This window comes from Mycobacterium sp. 48b (assembly GCF_048282725.1).
GTDB lineage: Bacteria > Actinomycetota > Actinomycetes > Mycobacteriales > Mycobacteriaceae > Mycobacterium.
Genome location: NZ_JBLVUL010000001.1, coordinates 1,243,362 through 1,261,749, shown reverse-complemented (window position 1 = coordinate 1,261,749; position 18,388 = coordinate 1,243,362). Strand labels below are relative to the sequence as shown.

Sequence of the window (18,388 nt, the reverse complement as noted above, 5' to 3'; positions counted from 1 at the left end):
TTTCATGCGGAGGCGACGATGACCCCGACCGACCGATTTCGTCCCCGTAAGCAGCCCAGACAACAACGCGCCGTCGAGACCCGGCAGGCCATCCTCGATGCGGCGGCTCGCATTTTCGCCGAGTACGGGTACGCCGCGGGCACCACCAACCGCATCGCCGAAGCAGCGGATCTGTCGATCGGCTCGCTGTATCAGTACTTCCCGAACAAGGACGCGATCCTCTCGGCGCTCACCGACGCGCATGTCGACGCCGGCGCGGCGCTGCTCCAGGAGCGCACGGCCGCAGGTCTGCCCGAGTCGCTCGAAGACCTGCTGCGGCTGTTCGTCCGGGCGTCGATCGACAACCACCGCGACGACACCCGCCTGCACCGCGTGCTGTTCGAAGAAGCTCCCCGGTCACCGGCCTTGCTGAACCGGTTACACCACACCGAAGAGGACGCCGTGAGTGCGGCAAAAGCCTTGCTGGACAGTCGTTCCGACGTGACGGCAGGCGACACCGCATTCGCGGCCCGCATGGTGGTCGCGACCGTCGAGTCGCTGACCCACCGACTGCTGGCGTGTGAGAAGCCCGCCGATGCCGAACAACTCGAGGACGGCATCGTCGGGATGCTGGCGAGCTATCTGCGGGGTTAGCGCGGCAGGCCGAGCAACCGCTCACCGGCGACGGTCAGCAGGATCTGCTCGGTGCCGCCCGCGATGGTCAGGCAGCGGGTGTTGAGGAAGTCGTGCACCTCCCGGTTGCGCACCACACCTCCGCCGTCGGACAGCTCCAGCCGGAACTCCGCCAGGGTCTGGCGGTAGCGCACACCGATCAGCTTGCGGGCACTGGCCTGCGCGCCGGTGTCCTGGCCGCTGACCGCCAGTTGCGCGATCCGCTGATCCAGCAGTGAGCCCACCTGGGCCGTCAGGATCAACCCGCCGAGGCGGTCCAGGTCGGCCGGGTCCACGTCCGGCTTGGCGCCGAGGGTGCGCAGCAGCTCCTCCATCGGATTGCCCAGCGCGGTCCCGCCTGCCATCGCCACCCGCTCGTTGGCCAGCGTGGTCCGGGCCAGGCGCCAGCCGTCGTTGACGGTGCCCACCACCATCTCGTCGGGCACGAACACATCGTCGAAGAACACCTCGTTGAACAGTTCGTCACCGGTGATCTCCCGCAGCGGGCGGATCACGATGCCGGGCGTCTTCATGTCGATCAGGAAGTAGGTGATGCCCTTGTGCTTCGGAGCGTCGGCGTCGGTACGGGCCAGGCACACACCCCAGTGCGCCTTCTGCGCAGCCGAGGTCCACACCTTCTGCCCCGTCAGCTTCCAGCCGGGCTCACCGTTCGGGCCTTCTGCGCGAACAGCTTTCATGCGCAACGCGGCCAGGTCGGAACCGGCACCCGGCTCGGAGAACAGCTGGCACCAGGCCAGGTCACCGCGCAGGGTCGCGGGCACGAACTGGTCGATCTGGGCAGCACTGCCGTGCTCCAGGATGGTCGGCACCGCCCACCACCCGATCACCAGATCCGGGCGCTCCACCTCGGCCGCAGCCAGCTCCTGATCGATCAGCAACTGCTCGGCCGGAGATGCGTTGCGGCCGTAAGGACGAGGCCAGTGCGGGGCCAGCAGGCCCGATTCGGCGAGCGCCATCTGACGCTTCTCCACCGGCAGCGCGGCCACCTCCGAAACCGCGGCACTGATCTCCGGGCGCAGACCTGCCACCGACTCCAGATCGATGCGCAACTCGCGCCGCACACCCTGCTGGGTCAATGCCGAGACCCGGCGAATCCACCGGCGCCGGCCACCGAGCGCGTGCGAAATCCCATATGCGCGGCGCAGATACAGATGTGCTTCGTGCTCCCAGGTGATGCCGATACCGCCGAGCACCTGGATGCAGTCCTTGGCGTTGGCCTCGGCGGCGTCCACACCCGCGGCGGCGGCGACCGCGGCAGCGATCGACAACTGGGAATCATCGGATTCGGATACCGCGCGCGCCGCGTCGGCAGCCGACACCGAGATCTGCTCGGAGCGCAGCAGCATCTCGGCACACATGTGCTTGACGGCCTGGAAGCTGCCGATCGGCTTGCCGAACTGCTCGCGCACCTTGGCGTACTCGGTGGCGGTCTGCAGGGTCCAGCGCGCCAGCCCGGCGGCCTCGGCGGCCAGCACCGTCGCGGTGATGTCCTCGAACCGCTGCCGCGAGACGTCGAGGACCTGAGCCGGCGCCGCATCGAGCACGACGCGGGCCAGCGGCAGCGAGAAGTCGGTGGCGGTGAGCAGTTCGACGTTCACTCCGGCGGCGCCCGCGTCGATCAGCACCACGCTGTCGCCGGCAGGCAGCAGCAGCACCCCGGCGGCGTCGGCGCCCAGAACGTACTCAGCGGTGCCCGACACCTTGTCGCCGGACAGCGTCAGGTCCGCGTTCAGCGCCGCACCGGCGGTGCGCTCACCCGAGATCAGGCCCTCGAGCACGGCCTCGTCGGTCACGATCAGGGTGGCCAGGGCCGTGGTGGCCACGGGACCGGGCACCAGCGCGGCGGCGGCCTCGTCGACCATGGCGCACAGGTCCTCGACCGTGCCGCCGGCGCCACCCTGCTCCTCGGGGACAGCAACGCTGAAGATCCCTAGTTCGGCGAGACCCTGAAACGGCGTGCGCCAGGCATCGTCATCGTTTTCGGACTCGCGGACGGCGTTGGCTGTGGCAGCTGCCGCCGCCCAGCTACGCACCAGGTCACGGGCGGCAAACTGCTCGTCAGTGATGGTCGCAGACGCGCCGGACATGGTGGACCTCCTAGCCCCTAAAGCGAGAAGTCCGTGCTTCCCACTAGAACGTGTTCTAATGGTGACAGTGTTCGACCGTCAAGTCGACCCGCATCACAGCAGGACACGTCCGTGTGTTTACCGGCGCGGAGGTGCGTAGAAGGAGATCGCCGTGCGTATCGTTTTTGACCAGGTACGCGCCGAGAGGGGGCCACACACCGCATGTCCAGCGCACCACAGCAGGCAGGCAACGAATCGTCCGGGTCGGGCACCCGACCGCGTGAGGTTCTGAACGTGGCTGTCCTCGCCGAATCCGAACTCGGCTCAGAAGCACAGCGGGAACGTCGCAAGCGCATCCTGGACGCCACCCTGGCCATCGCCTCCAAGGGCGGCTACGAGGCCGTCCAGATGCGTGCCGTTGCCGAACGTGCCGATGTCGCCGTCGGCACGCTGTACCGCTACTTCCCCTCCAAGGTCCATCTGCTGGTGTCGGCCCTCGGCCGCGAGTTCGAGCGCATCGACGCCAAGACCGATCGGGCCGCACTGGCCGGCGGCACCCCCTACCAGCGGCTGAGCTTCATGGTCGGCAAGCTGAACCGGGCCATGCAGCGCAACCCGCTGCTCACCGAGGCCATGACCCGGGCCTTCGTGTTCGCCGACGCCTCGGCCGCAGGCGAGGTCGACCACGTCGGCAAGCTGATGGACTCGATGTTCGCGCGGGCCATGAGCGACGGCGAGCCGACCGAGGACCAGTACCACATCGCCCGGGTGATCTCGGACGTGTGGCTGTCCAACCTGCTGGCCTGGCTGACCCGGCGAGCCTCGGCCACCGACGTCAGCAAGCGACTGGACCTGGCCGTGCGGCTGCTGATCGGCGCCGAGGACAAACCTAAGATCTAGCGGGTGCCTGATCTCCGCGATCTTCCTGCCGAACTCAAGCGTGCGCTGGCCCGGGCCGCCCAGGCTCCGCGGCTGCTGATCACCTCCGACTTCGACGGCACCCTCGCCCCGATCGTCAACAACCCGGCGGACGCGCGTCCGCTGCGCGAGGGCGCTGAAGCGCTGGTGGCGCTGGCCCGCTGCCCGGACACCACGACCGCCCTGATCTCCGGCCGCGCACTGGAGGTGCTGCGGGACCTGTCCGGGATGCCCGACGCCGTGCACATGGTGGGCAGCCACGGTGCCGAGTTCGACTCCGGCTTCGCCCACACCATCGACCACGCCCTGCTCGACCGGATCGCCACCGAACTCACCGCGATCGCCGCGGCCCGACCGGGCGTGACCGTCGAACTCAAGCCCGCGAGCGTGGCCCTGCACGTCCGCAACGCCGAACCCGCCGACGCCGACGGCGCTTCCGCGCAGGCACTCCAGTCCGCGCAGGCGTGGAATGCACAGCTGACCAAGGGCAAGGCTGTGCTCGAGTTCGCGGTGATCACCACCGACAAGGGCGAGGCCATCGACATCCTGCGTGACCAGCACCGGGCATCCGCGGTGATCTACTTCGGCGACGACGTCACCGACGAGAAGGCGTTCCGCCGGCTGCGCGACGGCGACGTCGGCGTCAAGGTGGGACCGGGCGAGACCCTGGCCGGATACCGTGTCGACGAGCCCGAAGATGTTGTGGCAGCGCTGAAGTACCTGCTGGACGCGCGCGCGGCGATCTAGGCCGGCGGGCCCGACGTCCGGCCACGCACCACCTCGGTGGGGAGCACGTCGATCACCGGCAGCCCATCCCGCGGTGGACTGTGCAGCAACTCCCCGGCCCGGCGCCCCTTGGCCAGGCTCGACTGCACCACCGTGGACAAGCCGCGGCGCAACGCCTCCGGCACCCCGTCGAAACCGGTCACCGTCATCTCCCCCGGCACGTAGATGCCGCGGGAGCGCAGATAATCCATGGCCGACAACGCCAGCACATCGGCGGTACACATCAGCGCAGTGATGCGGGGATTGGCATCCAGCGCCACCTCGGCGGCCACACCACCGGAGGTCGGCAGATGGTCGTAGCTCTCCACCACCGTCAAGGTGTCGGGGGTCAGGCCGGCAGCCGTCATCGCGTCGTACACACCGTGAATCCGCTCGCGCTGTACGTGGAAGTGCGGCGACAACACCCGATCCGGGTCTGCCAGTGCGGGTTTCGTGCCCCCATGCGGCCAATCGCGGCCCAGCCGCATGGTCAGCAGGCCGATGTCGCGATGGCCCAGTTCCAGCACGTGCTCGGCCAAGCGCCGCATGCCTCCGCGGTCATCGATGCTCACCCGCGACACCCCGGGAACGTCCTTGGGCTGATCCACCACCACGACCGGCAACTGACGCTGGCGCACCACCGGTAGATACGGGTCGTCGTCGGAGGCCGAATACACCACGAAGCCGTCGACACCCGCCGCGAGCACCGCTGCCGAACCGTCCTCGAAACTGCGGTTGGGTCCGATCGCCACCAGCAACAGCCCCTGCCCCACCGCTTCGCAGGACTCGGCAAGTCCGGCAACGAAATCCAGCGCGGCGGGATCACTGAACGAATAGTTGAGCGGCTCGGTGATGATCAGTCCCACGGCGCCGGCCCTGCGGGTCCGCAGGGAGCGCGCCACCGGATCCGGCCCGGCATAGCCGAGCCGCTTGGCCGCATCGAAGATCCGGTCGCGAAGCTCGGCGGACAACTGGTCGGGACGGTTGTAGGCGTTGGAGATGGTGGTGCGCGACACCTTCAGTTCGGCCGCCAACGAAGCCAGGGTGGCCCGCCGTGGCGGGTGGGGACTCCTTGGCATGCTTTCCGAGGCTAGTGGATGGCTGAATTCCTCACCCGGTCAACCGTCCACACGGCCAGCCAGAATCCGCACGCAATCGTGACGATCACGAAGCTCGGCGGCATGTTGAAGATCGCCGACACCACCAGCCCCGCCCACACCGACACGACGCTGATGCCGGTGGAGATCGCCATCGCCAGAATCGGCCGGGCCGTCACCATGATCGCCGTCGCGGCTGGGGTGACGACGAGGGCAAACAGCAGCAGCGTGCCCACGGCCAGCACCGCCATCGTCACCGCGATCCCCAGCAGGACCATGAAAAGCACCGACAGCGCGCGGACCGGCACCCCTTTGGCCTCGGCCACCTGCGCGTTGACCGACGCGAACAGCAAAGGGCGGAAAACGAATACGACCGTGGGGGCCAATACGACCAGCAGTGCGGTGAACGTCATCAGTTGCTGATGGGTGATAGCAAGCAGGTTGCCGAACAGCACGTTGGTCAGCGTGGACGAATTCTTCGTGGCCAGCGAGTTGAAGAAGAGGCCGAAACCGGTGGCCAGCGCCAGCACCGTGCCGGTGGCCACCTCACGGTCGTGCGCGCGGCTGCCCAGCGCCCCGATCACCAGGGCTCCACCGACGCAGAACGCCAGCAGGCCGAACCCGACCGGGAGCCCGAGCAGCGCCGCACCGGTCGCGCCGGGCAGACCGATGTGGGCCAGGGCGTGGGCGGCGAACGCGGTGTTGCGCACGATCACGAAATAACCGATCAGCCCAGCCGCCAGCGCCACCAGCGTGCCGCCGATCAACGCGTTGCGCATGAACGCCGAGGTCAGGATCTGCCACCAGTTGTGCTGATAGCCCAGCGCCAGACTGCCTTGGGCGAATGTGCCCGCAGCCTGCAGACCCGCCGACATCACACGCTCCTCATGTACATCTGCCCCAGCGGGGTGTGGGCGACCTGCACCTTGGTCCCGTACAGGTGGGTGAGCAATTCGTCGTCCACCACCTCGTCGATGGCCGCGTGGTGGGCGTGCCCGTCGAGCAGGTAGATGGCGCTGTCGAGCACGCTCAGCAGCGGGTTGAGGTCATGGGCGACAACGAGAATCGTCACGCCGAGGTCCTGGTTGAGCCGGGCCAGCAGCTGCACGATCTCGTGCTGGTTGCGCAGGTCGAGCGCGGCCAGAGGTTCGTCGAGGATGAGCATCTTCGGATGTCCGACAAGGGCATTGGCCAGGGCAATGCGCTGACGCTGCCCTCCGGACAGTTCCGACAGGCGCATGTTGGCGAACCCGGTGGCCTCGACCCAGGCCAACGCCTCGTCGACCCTGGCCAGGTCGGCGGCCGAGGTTCGGGTGAACCCCCACCGCCTCCCGGTGAGCCCGAGGGTCACCGCCCCCCGGGCCCGGATGGCCTCCCCCGCGCCTGCGGCGTAATCCTGCGGGACGTAACCGATCAGGTCGTTGTGCTCACCCGGCGCACCGCCGAGCACGCGCACCGACCCCGACGCCGGGGGCAGCAGGCCCAGCATGACCTGCAGCATCGTCGACTTGCCCGATCCGTTGGAGCCGATCAGCGCGACGATGCCACCGGCCGGGATCTCGAAGGTGCCCTCCGACCAGATCAGCCGTCCCCCGCGCACGGCGCTGACGTCGTCGAAGACGAGGGCGGGCTCAGGGTCAGGACTGGACACCGAGTGCCTTGGCAAGGGCGGTCAACTGGTTCACCTGCCAAGCCTCGAACGAATCCGCTCCCGGCGCCACCGTTTCGGTGACATCGACAACGGGGATTCCGGCGCTCTCGGCGGCCGCCCGGATCTGCTTGGGCAGCGAGCCCTCGGTCTGGGTGTTGTAGATCAGGACGTCGACGCCGCGATCGGCGAGCAGGCGCAGGAATGCGTCCAGGTCGGCCGGCGACGGGTCGGCTTCGTTGGACGACGCGGCCTGGTAGCCCGCGGGGGTCGCGTTGACCAGACCGACCGCCGCCGCCATGTCGTCGAACACCGCCTCTGTGGCGGCGTAGCGCTTGCCGGTGGCCTTGGTCTTGATGTCGGTGATCAGCTGCTGGTAGGGCTGCATCGAGGTGGTGAACTCCGCGCGTCGCTGCGTGAAGTAATCCCGTGCGTCGGGAGCCAGCTGACCCAGTTCCTCGGTGACGGTATCGGCGACGCCGGTCACGGCGGTGGGGTTGTACCAGGCGTGCGGGTTATTCGAGTGCTCGTGGGCGTGTCCACCGTCCCTGTCTCCGTCGCCATGATCGTGATCGTCATCGCCTGCCCCGATGGCGGAGACGACGATGGCGTTCGGCGCCGTGCTCTGGGCCAGCTTGGAGGCCCACTCGTCGTAGTGCCCACCGTTGATGACGACGAGTTGCGCGCCCTGGAACTTGGCCGCATCCGCGGGCGAGGGCTCGAAGTCGTGCGGATCGACCGACGAACCGGCCAGCACCGTGGTCACCTTCGCGCAGTCGCCGCCCAATGCCGACACGATGTCGCCCCACTGGTCGACGCTGACGACCACATTGACCGGTGTGGTCACGCAGTTACCGGCGGACTCGGACTGCTTGGCCTCGTCGGAGCCGCACGCGGCGAGGGCGAATGGGGTGGCCAGCAGCAACGCGGTGGCTGCGGCGCGGAGATTCAGGGGCGTGAGCACGGCGATAACGATAACCGTTTGCATTAGTCGATGCACGCCCGGATGATGATTTATTGAAAATCGTTTTCATTAAGGAGTGCGATGTCCGACTTGCTGCCCGTCACCGTGTTGTCCGGCTTCCTCGGCGCCGGGAAGACCACGCTGCTGAACCACATCCTGGCGAATCGGGAGGGCAGGCGAGTCGCCGTGATCGTCAACGACATGAGCGAGGTCAACATCGACGCCGCACTCATCGCCGGGCAGGGACACCTCGACCGCACGGAGGAAAAGCTCGTCGAGCTGACCAACGGCTGCATCTGCTGCACATTGCGCGAGGACCTGGTCGAAGCGGTCGGCGCGCTGGCACAACAGAACCGCTTCGATCACCTGGTCATCGAATCGACCGGGATCTCCGAACCCATGCCGGTCGCCGCCACCTTCAGCTGGGAATTCGAGAACGGGTTCCAGCTCGGCCGACTGGCGAAACTGGACACCCTGGTGACCGTGGTCGACGCGTCCACCTTCCTGACCGAGGTCGTTCGCGGTGAAGGCCTGGCCGACCGGGATCTGGCCGCCGGCGAGGGCGATGCCCGCAGCATCGCCGACCTGCTGACCGATCAGGTGGAATTCGCCGATGTCATCCTGCTCAACAAGACCGACCTGGTGAGCCCGGCGATCCTCGACACCGTCGAAACGCTGCTGCGCAGGCTCAATCCGACCGCCAAGCTGATCCGCACCGATCACGGCGCCATCGACATCGGCGAAGTGCTGGGCACCGGGCTGTTCGATCCGGAGGCCGCCGCCCGGACCCCGGGCTGGGACGAGGAGATCGCCGACGGACACACACCCGAAACCGAGGAGTACGGCATCAGCTCGATGACCTTCCGCTCCGACCGGCCGTTTCACCCCCAGCGTCTCGGCGACGCACTCGGTCAGGTGACAAGGGTGTTGCGCAGCAAGGGATTCTGCTGGATCGCCAGCCGCCCGGCGATCGCCGCCATCTGGTCACAGGCCGGCCCGAACCTGACGATCGAGCCGGCGCAGTACTGGTCGGGCACCGAGATCACGCCCGGTCAGGAGATCGTGTTCATCGGAATCAAGCTCGACCGGGACAAGATCCACCGACTGCTCGACGGCGCCCTGCTGACCGAGGCCGAACTGGCCGAAGGTGAGCGCGCCTGGGTTGGCTATCCCGATCCGCTACCGGCGTGGAACGTCACTCACGCGCACTGAGCGGCTCAACGCCGATAGGCCACTGCACTCAGTGCGTGTGGCCCACCGTGCCGCCGAGCTCATTTGGCACCCGGCCAAGGGTCACCGACGCGCTCACGTCGCCGGATTCGACGTCGACGGTGCGGATCTGTCTGGTCGCGGGATCGGTGACGAACACGTCATGACCGCGAGCGAAGACGCATACGACACACGATGCTCAGTGTCAGTAGAGGACCCACCTAAGCCTCGATCCGTGGACTTGAGTGATTGATGTGTCTGCCGTGGCTGGTTGTCGTTTGGTGGGCTTGTGAGCGTGACGTAACCGCTGGTCTGCCCAGCTTTTCCCTGTGCGCTCCGGTAGGGGCCTATTCGGCCAGGTGGTCAGGTGGTGGCGGTGAGTGGTGGGCTGTGGCCGATGGTGTTGCGCCACAGCGTAAGCCAGTGGTCAGCCCAGGGCCAGTGGCTCGGTAGGTGCAGAAGGGGTCGGCGTTGCGGTCGGACCAGGCGTGCGGGGACGGTGATGAGCTTGCGGCGCAGTGTGGCGCCCCGGGCGACTGCGTGGGCTCCACCGGCCAGGACGCCGGCGGCGCGCAGCAGGTTGTGGGCAATAGCGGCGCACAGGATCCACGCCGAGTTCGCTCCGAAACGTCCCGAAGGCATGTGAGCCAGGGGTCCATCGATCAGGTCGGCGAACACGGTTTCGATGATCGCGTGGCGGCGGTGGGTGATGTCGGCCGCAACGGTGGGTTCGTCGGTGTCGGTGAAGAACGGGTGATACCGCCACACCGGAAACAGCGCATCAGGAAAGCGGGCATCTTTGACCCGACGCACGATCAACCGGGCGGTCATCGGGTTGTCGGTGGAGGTGAAGGCGGTGTAGGTGGTCTCGGCGACTTCGGCATCGGAGATCCAGGCTCCCGTGTCGGGATCACGGACCGCTCCGGGGTATTCCACTGCAATCCAGGCGCTCTCGTCGATGGACTCGATGGCTGCAGCGACGGCGCGGGTCTTGGTCAGCACCAACGAGAACTGGGCACCGGCGCGGCGGCAGGCTGTGGCCACGGTGCTGTTGCCGTAGGCCGAATCGCCGCGCACCACAATCTGGCCGGTGACCCCGGCGGTGCGGGCGGTGGCGACGGCTTGGGCGATCATCCGGGCCGCACCCTTGCCGGAGTTGGCCTTCCCGGCTCGCAACCGGGCGCCGGTGATCACCGGCGCACTCGTGGCGGTGCTGATCGTGGTGACCAACGGCGACAGGCCCTTGCGCAGGATCTGCTTGCCCGCGATTTTGGTGTGTCCGTAGGAAGCACCTTGTTTGGCGTGGCCATAGACCGGACGCAGCAGTGAGTCGATGTCGAGGAACGCGCGCTCGTCGGCGCCAGGCAACAGATCGACCCGCGCGCAGAGTCCGGCCAGGTGCTCGCGCAAAACCGATTCGAGCTGGCGGGCGTGTCCGAAAGTAAACTCGCGCAACAAAGTTCCGATGGTCGAGGGTGCATACACGCCGCCGAACAGTGTCTTCATCCCACCTGCCCGCACCAGGTCGAGATCGTCAATGCAGTCCGCACCGGCACACATGCCCGCGATGACTGTGCTCAGCTTCGGTGCCGGGTTGGCCGCCCCGGACTTGATCCTCGGCTCGGCAATGACCACCTTGTCACGTAATAGCTGCGGCAAGGCAGTCTGGGCCGCCAGGGTCATCACCGGGACCAATCCAGCACAGGACACGAGATGGTCATCATCGAAGACCGCCGACGACACAGCGAAACTATGGGACACTTTCACCGGAAGTGCCTTTCTGACCTGGACTGATTAGTGCGTCGAGAACACCAATCTTCCCAGTTCAAAGGGCACTTTCCTCATTCCGACACCCTGCGACCAGCCGATACATCGGTGGATCGAGGCTAAGCTCGACCCGTGTCCGAGCACGCCTTTAACGCCGACGAACGCCGCGCCGTCTACCGGGCCATCGCCGAACGTCGGGATATGCGCCGGTTTGTCCCTGGTAGCACCGTCGCGCCCGAAGTCCTCGGCCGCCTGCTGCAAGCCGCCCACGCGGCGCCGAGCGTGGGGCTGATGCAGCCGTGGCGGTTCATCCGGATCACTGACGGCGCGTTGCGCGGAAAGATTCACGCGCTGGTCGACGAGGAGCGCATCAACACCGCGGGCGCCCTGGGCTCTCGCGGCGACGAGTTCCTTGCCCTGAAGGTGGAGGGCATCCTCGACTGTGCCGAACTGTTCGTCGTCGCCCTCGGCGAGAACCGCGACCGGCACATCTTCGGTCGCCGCACCTTGCCCCAGATGGACCTGGCCTCGGTGTCCTGTGCCATCCAGAACATGTGGCTGGCCGCGCGGGCCGAGGGCCTCGGCATGGGCTGGGTGTCGATTTTCGAGCCACTGCCCCTGGCCCAATTGTTGGGCATGCCCGCCGACGCCGAACCGGTGGCGATCCTGTGTCTGGGCCCGGTACCGGAATTCCCGGACCGGCCGGTGCTGGAGATCGAGCACTGGACCGTCGGGCGGCCGCTGCCCGAATTCGTGGCCGAGAACGGCTGGCCGAGCGAGGTATCGCCTTAGGCTGAACAGATGACCGCCTCCGTCGATCTCAATGCCGATCTCGGCGAGAGCTTCGGAGCATGGAAACTCGGTGACGACGAGGCCATGCTCGGCCTGGTCACCAGCGCCAATGTTGCCTGCGGATTCCACGCCGGGGACCCGGCACTACTGCTGCGCACGTGCCGGCAGGCCGCGGCCCGGGGCGTACGCGTAGGTGCCCAGGTGAGCTACCGGGACCTGGCCGGATTCGGCAGGCGCTTCATCGACGTCACCCCCGAGGACCTGACCGCCGAGGTGATCTATCAGATCGGCGCGCTGCAGGCCATCGCCCACTCCGCGGGCACGACGGTAACCTATGTGAAACCCCATGGCGCGCTGTACAACACAATCGTCAGCCACCCGGAACAGGCTGCCGCCGTGGCGACCGCGGTGGCAGCGGTGGACACCAGCCTGCCGGTGCTCGGCCTGTCAGGTTCGGCGTTCTTCGAGGAAGCAGGGCGGCGCGGGCTGCGCACCGTGGCCGAGGCCTTCGCCGACCGCGCCTACCAACCCGACGGCACGCTGGTGTCCCGGCGCGACCCCGGCGCCGTGCTCCATGATGCTCCCGAGATCGCCGAGCGGGTGGCGACCATGGTGATGAGCCGACAGGTCACTGCAGTGGACGGCTCCGTCATCCCCGTCTCGGTGGAATCGGTTTGCGTACACGGTGATTCACCGGGTGCAGTCCAGATCGCCACGGCGGTGCGCGAGCGCCTCTCCGCCGACGGGATTCAGTTGGAACCGTTCAGCTAGCCTGGCCCCCCACCCATTATTGGTAATGATTACCATTTCCACATGTCTCGGTTCTCCCGTGTGCGCGAGCGACTTCAAGTCGCCGCGATGGTCTGGTATGTCCGGCTCCTGCGGTTGATCGTGGTCGTCGCCGAGTGGTGGCCCAGCACATGGCCGACCCGGTCCAGCCGATCTCACCGATCGAACGATCAGCGCGGCGGCTCGATCGGCAGAGTGGGTCCGCCGTAAGGCGTCGGGATCGTGTAGCGGCCCGACGGAGTCGGATCGGCTGTGGTGGCCAGATCCGCACCTGCCGGAGGCCCTGCGGTGTCGTCGCCGGCCGGGCGCGGAGCATTGCGCGCACCCCGAACCAGCAGGGCCGGATCGTCGTCGTGGCAATACGTGTACAGGGACGGTTCTGGGTAGTCAGCGGCCGAGGGTGGGCGGCGGGGCGTGCCGTAATCGCAGGAGTATCTCGGGTAGATGTCGGCGGTCACCCACAGGCCATGCTCGTGCATGGTGCTGGTGAACGCCTCCAACGCCGAACCGCGATAGTCGGGAAAGAGCGCGTCCAGCGCCGGAACCCGGACATAGGACAGCTGCGCGACCGTGACCAGATTTCCCAACACTTGGACCATGGTGTCCGAGTTGTCGGTGAACAGATTGTCGATCGCCCCCAACGTCACCGGAGATCGGCCGAGCAGCTCGCGGTAGCCGTCCTGCATCCCTGCCACTCCCGTCAATGTATGGCGCAGATTGGTTGCGGTGGCCGCGATTCCGTCGTTGACATCCACTGCCGAGGACAGCACGGTGCGGCTGTCGCGGATGATGCCCATCGTTTCGGGCAGCACCGAATCCAGCGTCGACAGCAGGAACATCCCGCCGTCGACGATTGCCGAGAGCTTCTCGGGCCCGGCACCGCTGAGGCTCAGCTCTGCCTTGAGCCGTTCGAGTTTCTGCGGATCCACCTGCGCCAGCACTCCATCGGCGTTGGCCAGCAGCTCCGCCATCGGCACCGGCACGCCGGTGCGATCGCGGGTGATCACTGCGCCGTCGGACAGATACGGCCCACCATCGGATGCCGCGGCGAAGTCGACGTATTGTTCTCCCGCTGCCGAAAGAGCCGAGACCCGGACCGAGCTCGACGCCGGAATACGCACGTCGTCCGACACTCGCAGGACGGCGTCGACACCACCCGGGGTGAAGGCCAGATGCTCAACCCGGCCCACCCGGACCCCGCGCATCGTCACATCCTGATTGGGCAGCAGCCCACCGGATTCCGACAACTGCACGGTGATCCGGTATGTCGACGACAGCGGCCTGACCTGCAGCACACCGACCGTCAGGTAATACACCGCTACCACCAACGTGAGCGCCAAGGCCGTCAGGGCAGCCCAGGCGCTGCGCCGGGCGCCGCTCACGGTTGGGGTCCTTTACCGACCACCCGTTCCTGCAGCCGCCACAGCACGAACTTGATCGAACCGACGAGTTGGTGCCAATCAGCCCGTTTGGGCCCGTGCAGTCCGGGGTCCCCGGAAAATCCTGCGTCCGGGATCGATCCGAGCACGAGCCGGTCGATCCCGGCCGAACCGGCCATCGACGTACCCGCGGTCATCTTGACGAAGGGCGCATACAGCCGATTGAGGGAGGCCAGGCTGGTGTGCGGGTCCACCACGACGTCGTTGAAGGCGCGTGCGATCGCATCCGCGTCGGCGATCAGGCTGCGACCGCTGGAATCGGTTCCGCCGATCGACGGGAACTTGGCCAGGCTCTGTGATATTTCCCCGAGCGCGATGACGAGGTCGGTGACCTGACCTGTATTGCCGGCGATCGTCTCGGTGGCCGGCGCGGCGGCGTCCAGGATGTCGCTGACCTCTTGATTCTTGTTTTGCAGCAGCTCGGCCAGCCGTGTCGTCTCCACCATGGCCGAGTCGAGTTGCGCCGAGCGGGCATTCACAGTGCCGAGGAGCTGGTTCGACTTGGCCACCAGGTCACCGAAGGCGCGGCCATCGGGCCCGGCCGCCTTGCCCATGCCGTTGACGATATTGGTGAGGTTGTGGACAGCTCCCCCGTTGACCAGGACCGCCGCCGAACTCAACACCGACTCGACCGTCGCCGCTGCCGTCGTGGAGTCCAGCCCGATGCGGTCACCGTCTCGCAACGTGGGCGCACCCGGCGGTGCCGTGCGCGGCGCGACGATCGAGACGAAGACGTCACCCAGCGGTGTGGCCGAACGGAGCTCGGCCATGCTGCCCGCGGGGAGCCGGACGCCGTCGCGGATCCGCAAGGTGGTCACGGCAGTGAAGTCCCGCGCCACCATGTCCTCGACCTGGCCGATGTCTGCACCGCCGAGCTTGACCTTGGCATGCTCGGGCAAGTTGAGCGCGTTCGCGAACACCGCCGTCAGCCGGTAACCGCCCGCGCCGACCCCTGGTGCGGGCAACGGCAGATCGGCCAGGCCGCTGGTCGCACACCCCGCAGCCAGCATGACCGCCGACAGCGCCACCAGCGCCCGACTGAGAACTCGCTGTACCGCAATCATTTCTGTCCCATCGCCGCGAGACCGTCGAGCATGCTGGTCAGTCCGAAATCGGGTCCGTAGTCCTGCAGAGTGCCGGTGCTGCACCCGAGTTGACGCAGGCCCATCATGTTGCAGATCTCCTTGGCCATCTGGCCGTCGAAAACCATGCGGTCGGCCAGGAAATGCGCACGGATGGCTCCGTTGCGCTGATCGATCGAGTTGTAGAGGTTGTCGGCCATCAGCGGAAGCACGTCGAAGAACTCCGCGAGTTCGCGTTGTCGGTCACTGAGTGTCTGCAAACTGGTGTCGCCGTTGGCGATTCCGGACTTGATCAGGTCCCGGTTGGCCAACAGGATCTCACCGGTCTTTTCGACCACATCGTTGAGTTGCTTACCGGTGGTCCCGGAACCGAAGTCCTCTTGAGCCAAGATCTCGCTGAGTTGTCGTACGGTAGAACCGAATTCGCGTAGTTTCGCATCATTTCCGGCAGCGGCGTCCAGCAGCGATCCGAGGTTGGTGATGATGGCGGTCACCTGCTCGCGGGTGCGCGCTCCACCATCGGAGCTCAACCGCAATGCCCGCGACAGTTCGTCAAGGGCACCCCTGATCTGCTCGCCGTGCCCGGTTACCACGCCGTCACCCGCATTCTGCAGGTCCGCAACCGGGCCGCCTCCGGCCCCGTCGCCCCGCAGCGATGTCGCCAACTTGTCCAGCATCCCGAGCACCCGGTCGAACTCCACCGGCGTCTTGGTGCGATGCAGGCCGATGATGTCGCCGTTGCGCAGTTTCGGTCCACCCCGGTACGGCGGTGACAGTTCGATCTGGCGGTCGGTGAGGATCGACGTGGACAAAGTCACGGCCTCGACATCGGCTGGTATCGCCACGGACTCGTCGACGGTGAAGGCCACCTCGGCATAGCTGCCCTTGGGTGTCACCGTGGTGACCTGGCCCACCGGGATTCCCAGCACTGCCACCATATTTCCGACGTAGAGGCCGGAAGCACTGTCGAACTGCGCGGTCACGGTGATGCTGCGATCGCGGTGGATGACCAGATGCCGGGCCACCACGGCGACGCCGGTCACCACGACGATCAACACGGCTGCCAGCACCACGCGCTTGTGTCTTGCGATCATTTGCAGTCCTTGAGATACGGGAGCATCCCGAATTGCTCGGCTCGCCCGCTGATGGCGCACATCCACGAATCGATCAGGGCGCCCGCCGGGGCGCTGGTCTCGATCGCGTTGCCGAAGCCGGTGGCATTGGCGATCTGGCGGATCGGCACCGGCGCGATCTGGAGTAGGTTGCGGAACAGGGCATCCTGTTCGGCGAACTTGCCGCTCAATTGCTCCATCGTGGACAGGACGCCGTCGAGCGCGGCCCGGTCGTGGACGGCGATGGTACGCAGCGAATCCACCACTGACCGTAGAGACTGCATCAGCGCGTGGAACGCGGCCGATCGCGCCACGAACTCACCCACCAGTTCCTGCCCCTGCCGAATGAAGTTGCCGATCTCGGACTGCTGGCGCCGCAACATGCTGGTGACGTGCTCGGTGTTGGCCAGCAGACTGCCCAATTGGTCCCGACGCTGCGCGATCACCGAGGAGAGCGCGCGTACGTTGTCCATCGCCTGGGGCACCACCGCCGGCAATCCGTCCAGTTGCCGGCTCAGCACATCCAGCGAGGCGGCGATCCGGTTCGCGTCCACCTGCTCGAAGGTCCGTGTCGAATCCGCAAGGGCAGCTTGCAGATCGTAGGGCACCTCGGTGTGGGCCAGATCGATGGTTCGGTGCTCGGGTACGCCCTCCCCACTCGGACGCAGGTCCAGATAGCGGGAGCCGAACAACGTGGTCACCTTGATCGCAGCGCGGGTGTCACGGCCAACCGGTACGTCGTCCCGTACCCGAATCTCGGCCTCGACATGGTCCCCGGCCAGGCGGACGGCAGTGACCGTTCCCACCGAGATGCCGGCGACCGCCACGATGTCGTCCGCGCGAAGGGCCGCCGCCTGCAGGAATTTCGCGGTGTAGCGGTGGTATCCGATGCCGGCTTCCTTGACGAGCAGCATCGCCGCGATCAAGCCTGCCACAGCTATCACGGCCAGCAATCCGAGCCAGGCTCTCCTGGACACGTGGTCAGCCATTGGCCATATTCCTGCATTTGGGGGTGTGCTTGGCGGTGCCACCAGGCGTCGCGGCGTCGACGACGATCGGCACGATGTCGTTGAGGCCGGGGAAGAACCCGTAGATGTTGACGTCACACCCATACGCATTCATATAGGCCCCCTCCCCGAACACCCGCGACAGTCCCTTCAACAGCAGCGGGGTATTGAGCCCCGTATAGGCGATCTGCGGTTCGATGTCGAGCATGTGACGGGTGTAACCGGGCTCGCGGTTGAGCATGTCCCGGATGGTCGGCTGCACATCTCGTGCGATGCGTGACAGATTGCCCGCGACGGACGTCATCGTGCCGAGCGAGGACACCAGGGGTTGGCGACGGTTGTCGAAGGCCGCAACGGCATTTCGCGCCGCGGTGATGGTGCGCTCGAATTGATCGTTCTGGCCGGCCAGATTGCTGACCACGCCGTCCATTCCGGCAATGACACGGTCGAGGGTCCGGTCTTGCCCCACGAAGGTCTCGGTCAGAACCGACGTCTGGTCGACCAACTGGGTGATGGCCGCGGTATCGCCCTGCAGAGATCCGACCACCGCGTTGGTTAGGTTGTTCACCTGGTCGGGGTCGAGGACGGTGAACAACGGTTCGTAGCCATTGAGCAGAGTCCCGATGTCGAAGGACGGCTCGGTGCGGTCCAACCCGATCACCGCGCCGACCTGGAGTTCGGTGGCCGGCCCGTCACGGCCGCGGTCCAACGCGAGATACCGCTGTCCGACGATGTTCTGATAGTTGACCGAGGCGACGGTGCCACCGGTGAGGCGATGACCGTCCTGCACGATGAACGACACCTTCGCGAGGGTGCCCTGCAATTCGATCTCCTGGACGCGACCGACCCGGACGCCGGCCACCCGGACGTCGTCGCCCTCACGCAATCCGAAGACATCGGTGAACACCGCAGAGTACGACGTTGCGGGGCCGCTGACATCCCGGCGCAACGTGACGTACACCAGCCAGGTCAGCACGGTGGCCACGACCAGGAACAACGACAGCCCCAGCAGCGGGCCGCGGCGTCGGATCGACTCGGACCCCAGGACAGAACTGAACATC

The 18,388-nt window shown here is 66.7% G+C and carries 18 protein-coding genes; 6 read left to right on the top strand and 12 right to left on the bottom strand.

All coding sequences use genetic code 11. From position 1 onward, the window contains the following. Nucleotides 1–18 precede the first annotated feature (18 nt). On the top strand, nucleotides 19–633 hold the full coding sequence (locus ACNQR1_RS05995; RefSeq protein ID WP_418044704.1) for a TetR/AcrR family transcriptional regulator: 615 nt from the start codon (nucleotides 19–21) through the stop codon (nucleotides 631–633). On the opposite strand, the gene ACNQR1_RS05990 is transcribed toward ACNQR1_RS05995, so the two are convergent. After that, nucleotides 630–2,759 carry an acyl-CoA dehydrogenase gene (locus ACNQR1_RS05990; RefSeq protein ID WP_418044702.1) on the bottom strand — a complete coding sequence of 710 codons (2,130 nt, stop codon included), beginning with the start codon at nucleotides 2,757–2,759 and terminating at the stop codon, nucleotides 630–632. The genes ACNQR1_RS05995 and ACNQR1_RS05990 overlap by 4 nt on opposite strands. Before the next feature lie 273 nt (nucleotides 2,760–3,032). On the opposite strand from ACNQR1_RS05990, the gene kstR reads away from it, so the two are divergent. Together kstR and otsB are read left to right on the top strand one after the other, a co-directional pair. Then, nucleotides 3,033–3,638: a cholesterol catabolism transcriptional regulator KstR gene (gene kstR, locus ACNQR1_RS05985; RefSeq protein ID WP_164480958.1), complete on the top strand. Its 606-nt coding sequence runs from the start codon at nucleotides 3,033–3,035 to the stop codon at nucleotides 3,636–3,638. A 3-nt stretch (nucleotides 3,639–3,641) separates the two neighbouring features. Beyond that, nucleotides 3,642–4,403 (top strand): trehalose-phosphatase, encoded by a 762-nt coding sequence (gene otsB / locus ACNQR1_RS05980; RefSeq protein ID WP_418044701.1) that lies wholly within the window; start codon nucleotides 3,642–3,644, stop codon nucleotides 4,401–4,403. Here otsB and ACNQR1_RS05975 read toward each other — a convergent pair. From ACNQR1_RS05975 to ACNQR1_RS05960, 4 genes are read right to left on the bottom strand one after another with little or no spacing between them, the layout of a single operon-like run. Then, entirely contained in the window at nucleotides 4,400–5,500 is a 1,101-nt protein-coding gene (locus tag ACNQR1_RS05975) for a LacI family DNA-binding transcriptional regulator (protein WP_418044699.1), read from the bottom strand. The genes otsB and ACNQR1_RS05975 overlap by 4 nt on opposite strands. 11 nt (nucleotides 5,501–5,511) lie before the next feature. Beyond that, nucleotides 5,512–6,393 carry a metal ABC transporter permease gene (locus ACNQR1_RS05970; protein WP_418044697.1) on the bottom strand — a complete coding sequence of 294 codons (882 nt, stop codon included), beginning with the start codon at nucleotides 6,391–6,393 and terminating at the stop codon, nucleotides 5,512–5,514. Further along, nucleotides 6,393–7,169 (bottom strand): metal ABC transporter ATP-binding protein, encoded by a 777-nt coding sequence (locus ACNQR1_RS05965; protein ID WP_418044695.1) that lies wholly within the window; start codon nucleotides 7,167–7,169, stop codon nucleotides 6,393–6,395. Before ACNQR1_RS05965 ends, ACNQR1_RS05970 begins: the two co-directional genes overlap by 1 nt. Further along, on the bottom strand, nucleotides 7,156–8,154 hold the full coding sequence (locus ACNQR1_RS05960; RefSeq protein WP_418044693.1) for a metal ABC transporter solute-binding protein, Zn/Mn family: 999 nt from the start codon (nucleotides 8,152–8,154) through the stop codon (nucleotides 7,156–7,158). The genes ACNQR1_RS05965 and ACNQR1_RS05960 overlap by 14 nt, the downstream gene beginning before the upstream one ends. 57 nt (nucleotides 8,155–8,211) lie before the next feature. Between ACNQR1_RS05960 and ACNQR1_RS05955 the strand changes: the two genes are divergently transcribed. After that, nucleotides 8,212–9,342 carry a GTP-binding protein gene (locus ACNQR1_RS05955; RefSeq protein WP_418044691.1) on the top strand — a complete coding sequence of 377 codons (1,131 nt, stop codon included), beginning with the start codon at nucleotides 8,212–8,214 and terminating at the stop codon, nucleotides 9,340–9,342. 28 nt (nucleotides 9,343–9,370) lie between these two features. On the opposite strand, the gene ACNQR1_RS05950 is transcribed toward ACNQR1_RS05955, so the two are convergent. Next, nucleotides 9,371–9,499, bottom strand: coding sequence for a hypothetical protein (locus ACNQR1_RS05950; RefSeq protein ID WP_418044689.1), 129 nt, complete (start codon nucleotides 9,497–9,499; stop codon nucleotides 9,371–9,373). 203 nt (nucleotides 9,500–9,702) lie between these two features. After that, nucleotides 9,703–11,106, bottom strand: coding sequence for an IS1380 family transposase (locus tag ACNQR1_RS05945; RefSeq protein WP_025997282.1), 1,404 nt, complete (start codon nucleotides 11,104–11,106; stop codon nucleotides 9,703–9,705). A gap of 132 nt (nucleotides 11,107–11,238) precedes the next feature. Here ACNQR1_RS05945 and bluB point away from each other — a divergent pair, with 132 nt between their 5' ends. Further along, nucleotides 11,239–11,898, top strand: coding sequence for a 5,6-dimethylbenzimidazole synthase (gene bluB / locus ACNQR1_RS05940; protein ID WP_418044687.1), 660 nt, complete (start codon nucleotides 11,239–11,241; stop codon nucleotides 11,896–11,898). Nucleotides 11,899–11,907: 9 nt separating this feature from the next. Beyond that, complete coding sequence (locus ACNQR1_RS05935) at nucleotides 11,908–12,669, top strand: LamB/YcsF family protein (protein ID WP_418044685.1); 762 nt, start codon at nucleotides 11,908–11,910, stop codon at nucleotides 12,667–12,669. Between the two features lie 188 nt (nucleotides 12,670–12,857). Here the strand turns inward: ACNQR1_RS05935 and ACNQR1_RS05930 are convergent, their stop codons facing one another. From ACNQR1_RS05930 to ACNQR1_RS05910, 5 genes are read right to left on the bottom strand one after another with little or no spacing between them, the layout of a single operon-like run. Beyond that, complete coding sequence (locus ACNQR1_RS05930; RefSeq protein ID WP_418044683.1) at nucleotides 12,858–14,069, bottom strand: MlaD family protein; 1,212 nt, start codon at nucleotides 14,067–14,069, stop codon at nucleotides 12,858–12,860. Then, entirely contained in the window at nucleotides 14,066–15,190 is a 1,125-nt protein-coding gene (locus ACNQR1_RS05925; protein ID WP_418044681.1) for an MlaD family protein, read from the bottom strand. Before ACNQR1_RS05925 ends, ACNQR1_RS05930 begins: the two co-directional genes overlap by 4 nt. Then, complete coding sequence (locus ACNQR1_RS05920; protein ID WP_418044679.1) at nucleotides 15,187–16,302, bottom strand: MCE family protein; 1,116 nt, start codon at nucleotides 16,300–16,302, stop codon at nucleotides 15,187–15,189. Before ACNQR1_RS05920 ends, ACNQR1_RS05925 begins: the two co-directional genes overlap by 4 nt. Further along, entirely contained in the window at nucleotides 16,299–17,309 is a 1,011-nt protein-coding gene (locus ACNQR1_RS05915; protein ID WP_418044677.1) for an MlaD family protein, read from the bottom strand. Before ACNQR1_RS05915 ends, ACNQR1_RS05920 begins: the two co-directional genes overlap by 4 nt. Then, nucleotides 17,302–18,387 (bottom strand): MCE family protein, encoded by a 1,086-nt coding sequence (locus ACNQR1_RS05910; protein ID WP_418044675.1) that lies wholly within the window; start codon nucleotides 18,385–18,387, stop codon nucleotides 17,302–17,304. Before ACNQR1_RS05910 ends, ACNQR1_RS05915 begins: the two co-directional genes overlap by 8 nt. Nucleotide 18,388 lies beyond the last annotated feature (1 nt).

What these genes read in the sequence shown, in the direction of transcription:
- ACNQR1_RS05995 (WP_418044704.1), top strand. Translation starts at nt 19, where the DNA reads ATGACCCCGACCGACCGATTTCGTCCCCGTAAGCAGCCCAGACAACAA.
- ACNQR1_RS05990 (WP_418044702.1), bottom strand. Translation starts at nt 2,759, where the DNA reads ATGTCCGGCGCGTCTGCGACCATCACTGACGAGCAGTTTGCCGCCCGT.
- ACNQR1_RS05975 (WP_418044699.1), bottom strand. Translation starts at nt 5,500, where the DNA reads ATGCCAAGGAGTCCCCACCCGCCACGGCGGGCCACCCTGGCTTCGTTG.
- ACNQR1_RS05970 (WP_418044697.1), bottom strand. Translation starts at nt 6,393, where the DNA reads ATGTCGGCGGGTCTGCAGGCTGCGGGCACATTCGCCCAAGGCAGTCTG.
- ACNQR1_RS05960 (WP_418044693.1), bottom strand. Translation starts at nt 8,154, where the DNA reads ATGCAAACGGTTATCGTTATCGCCGTGCTCACGCCCCTGAATCTCCGC.
- ACNQR1_RS05955 (WP_418044691.1), top strand. Translation starts at nt 8,212, where the DNA reads ATGTCCGACTTGCTGCCCGTCACCGTGTTGTCCGGCTTCCTCGGCGCC.
- ACNQR1_RS05935 (WP_418044685.1), top strand. Translation starts at nt 11,908, where the DNA reads ATGACCGCCTCCGTCGATCTCAATGCCGATCTCGGCGAGAGCTTCGGA.
- ACNQR1_RS05925 (WP_418044681.1), bottom strand. Translation starts at nt 15,190, where the DNA reads ATGATTGCGGTACAGCGAGTTCTCAGTCGGGCGCTGGTGGCGCTGTCG.
- ACNQR1_RS05920 (WP_418044679.1), bottom strand. Translation starts at nt 16,302, where the DNA reads ATGATCGCAAGACACAAGCGCGTGGTGCTGGCAGCCGTGTTGATCGTC.
- ACNQR1_RS05915 (WP_418044677.1), bottom strand. Translation starts at nt 17,309, where the DNA reads ATGGCTGACCACGTGTCCAGGAGAGCCTGGCTCGGATTGCTGGCCGTG.
- ACNQR1_RS05910 (WP_418044675.1), bottom strand. Translation starts at nt 18,387, where the DNA reads ATGTTCAGTTCTGTCCTGGGGTCCGAGTCGATCCGACGCCGCGGCCCG.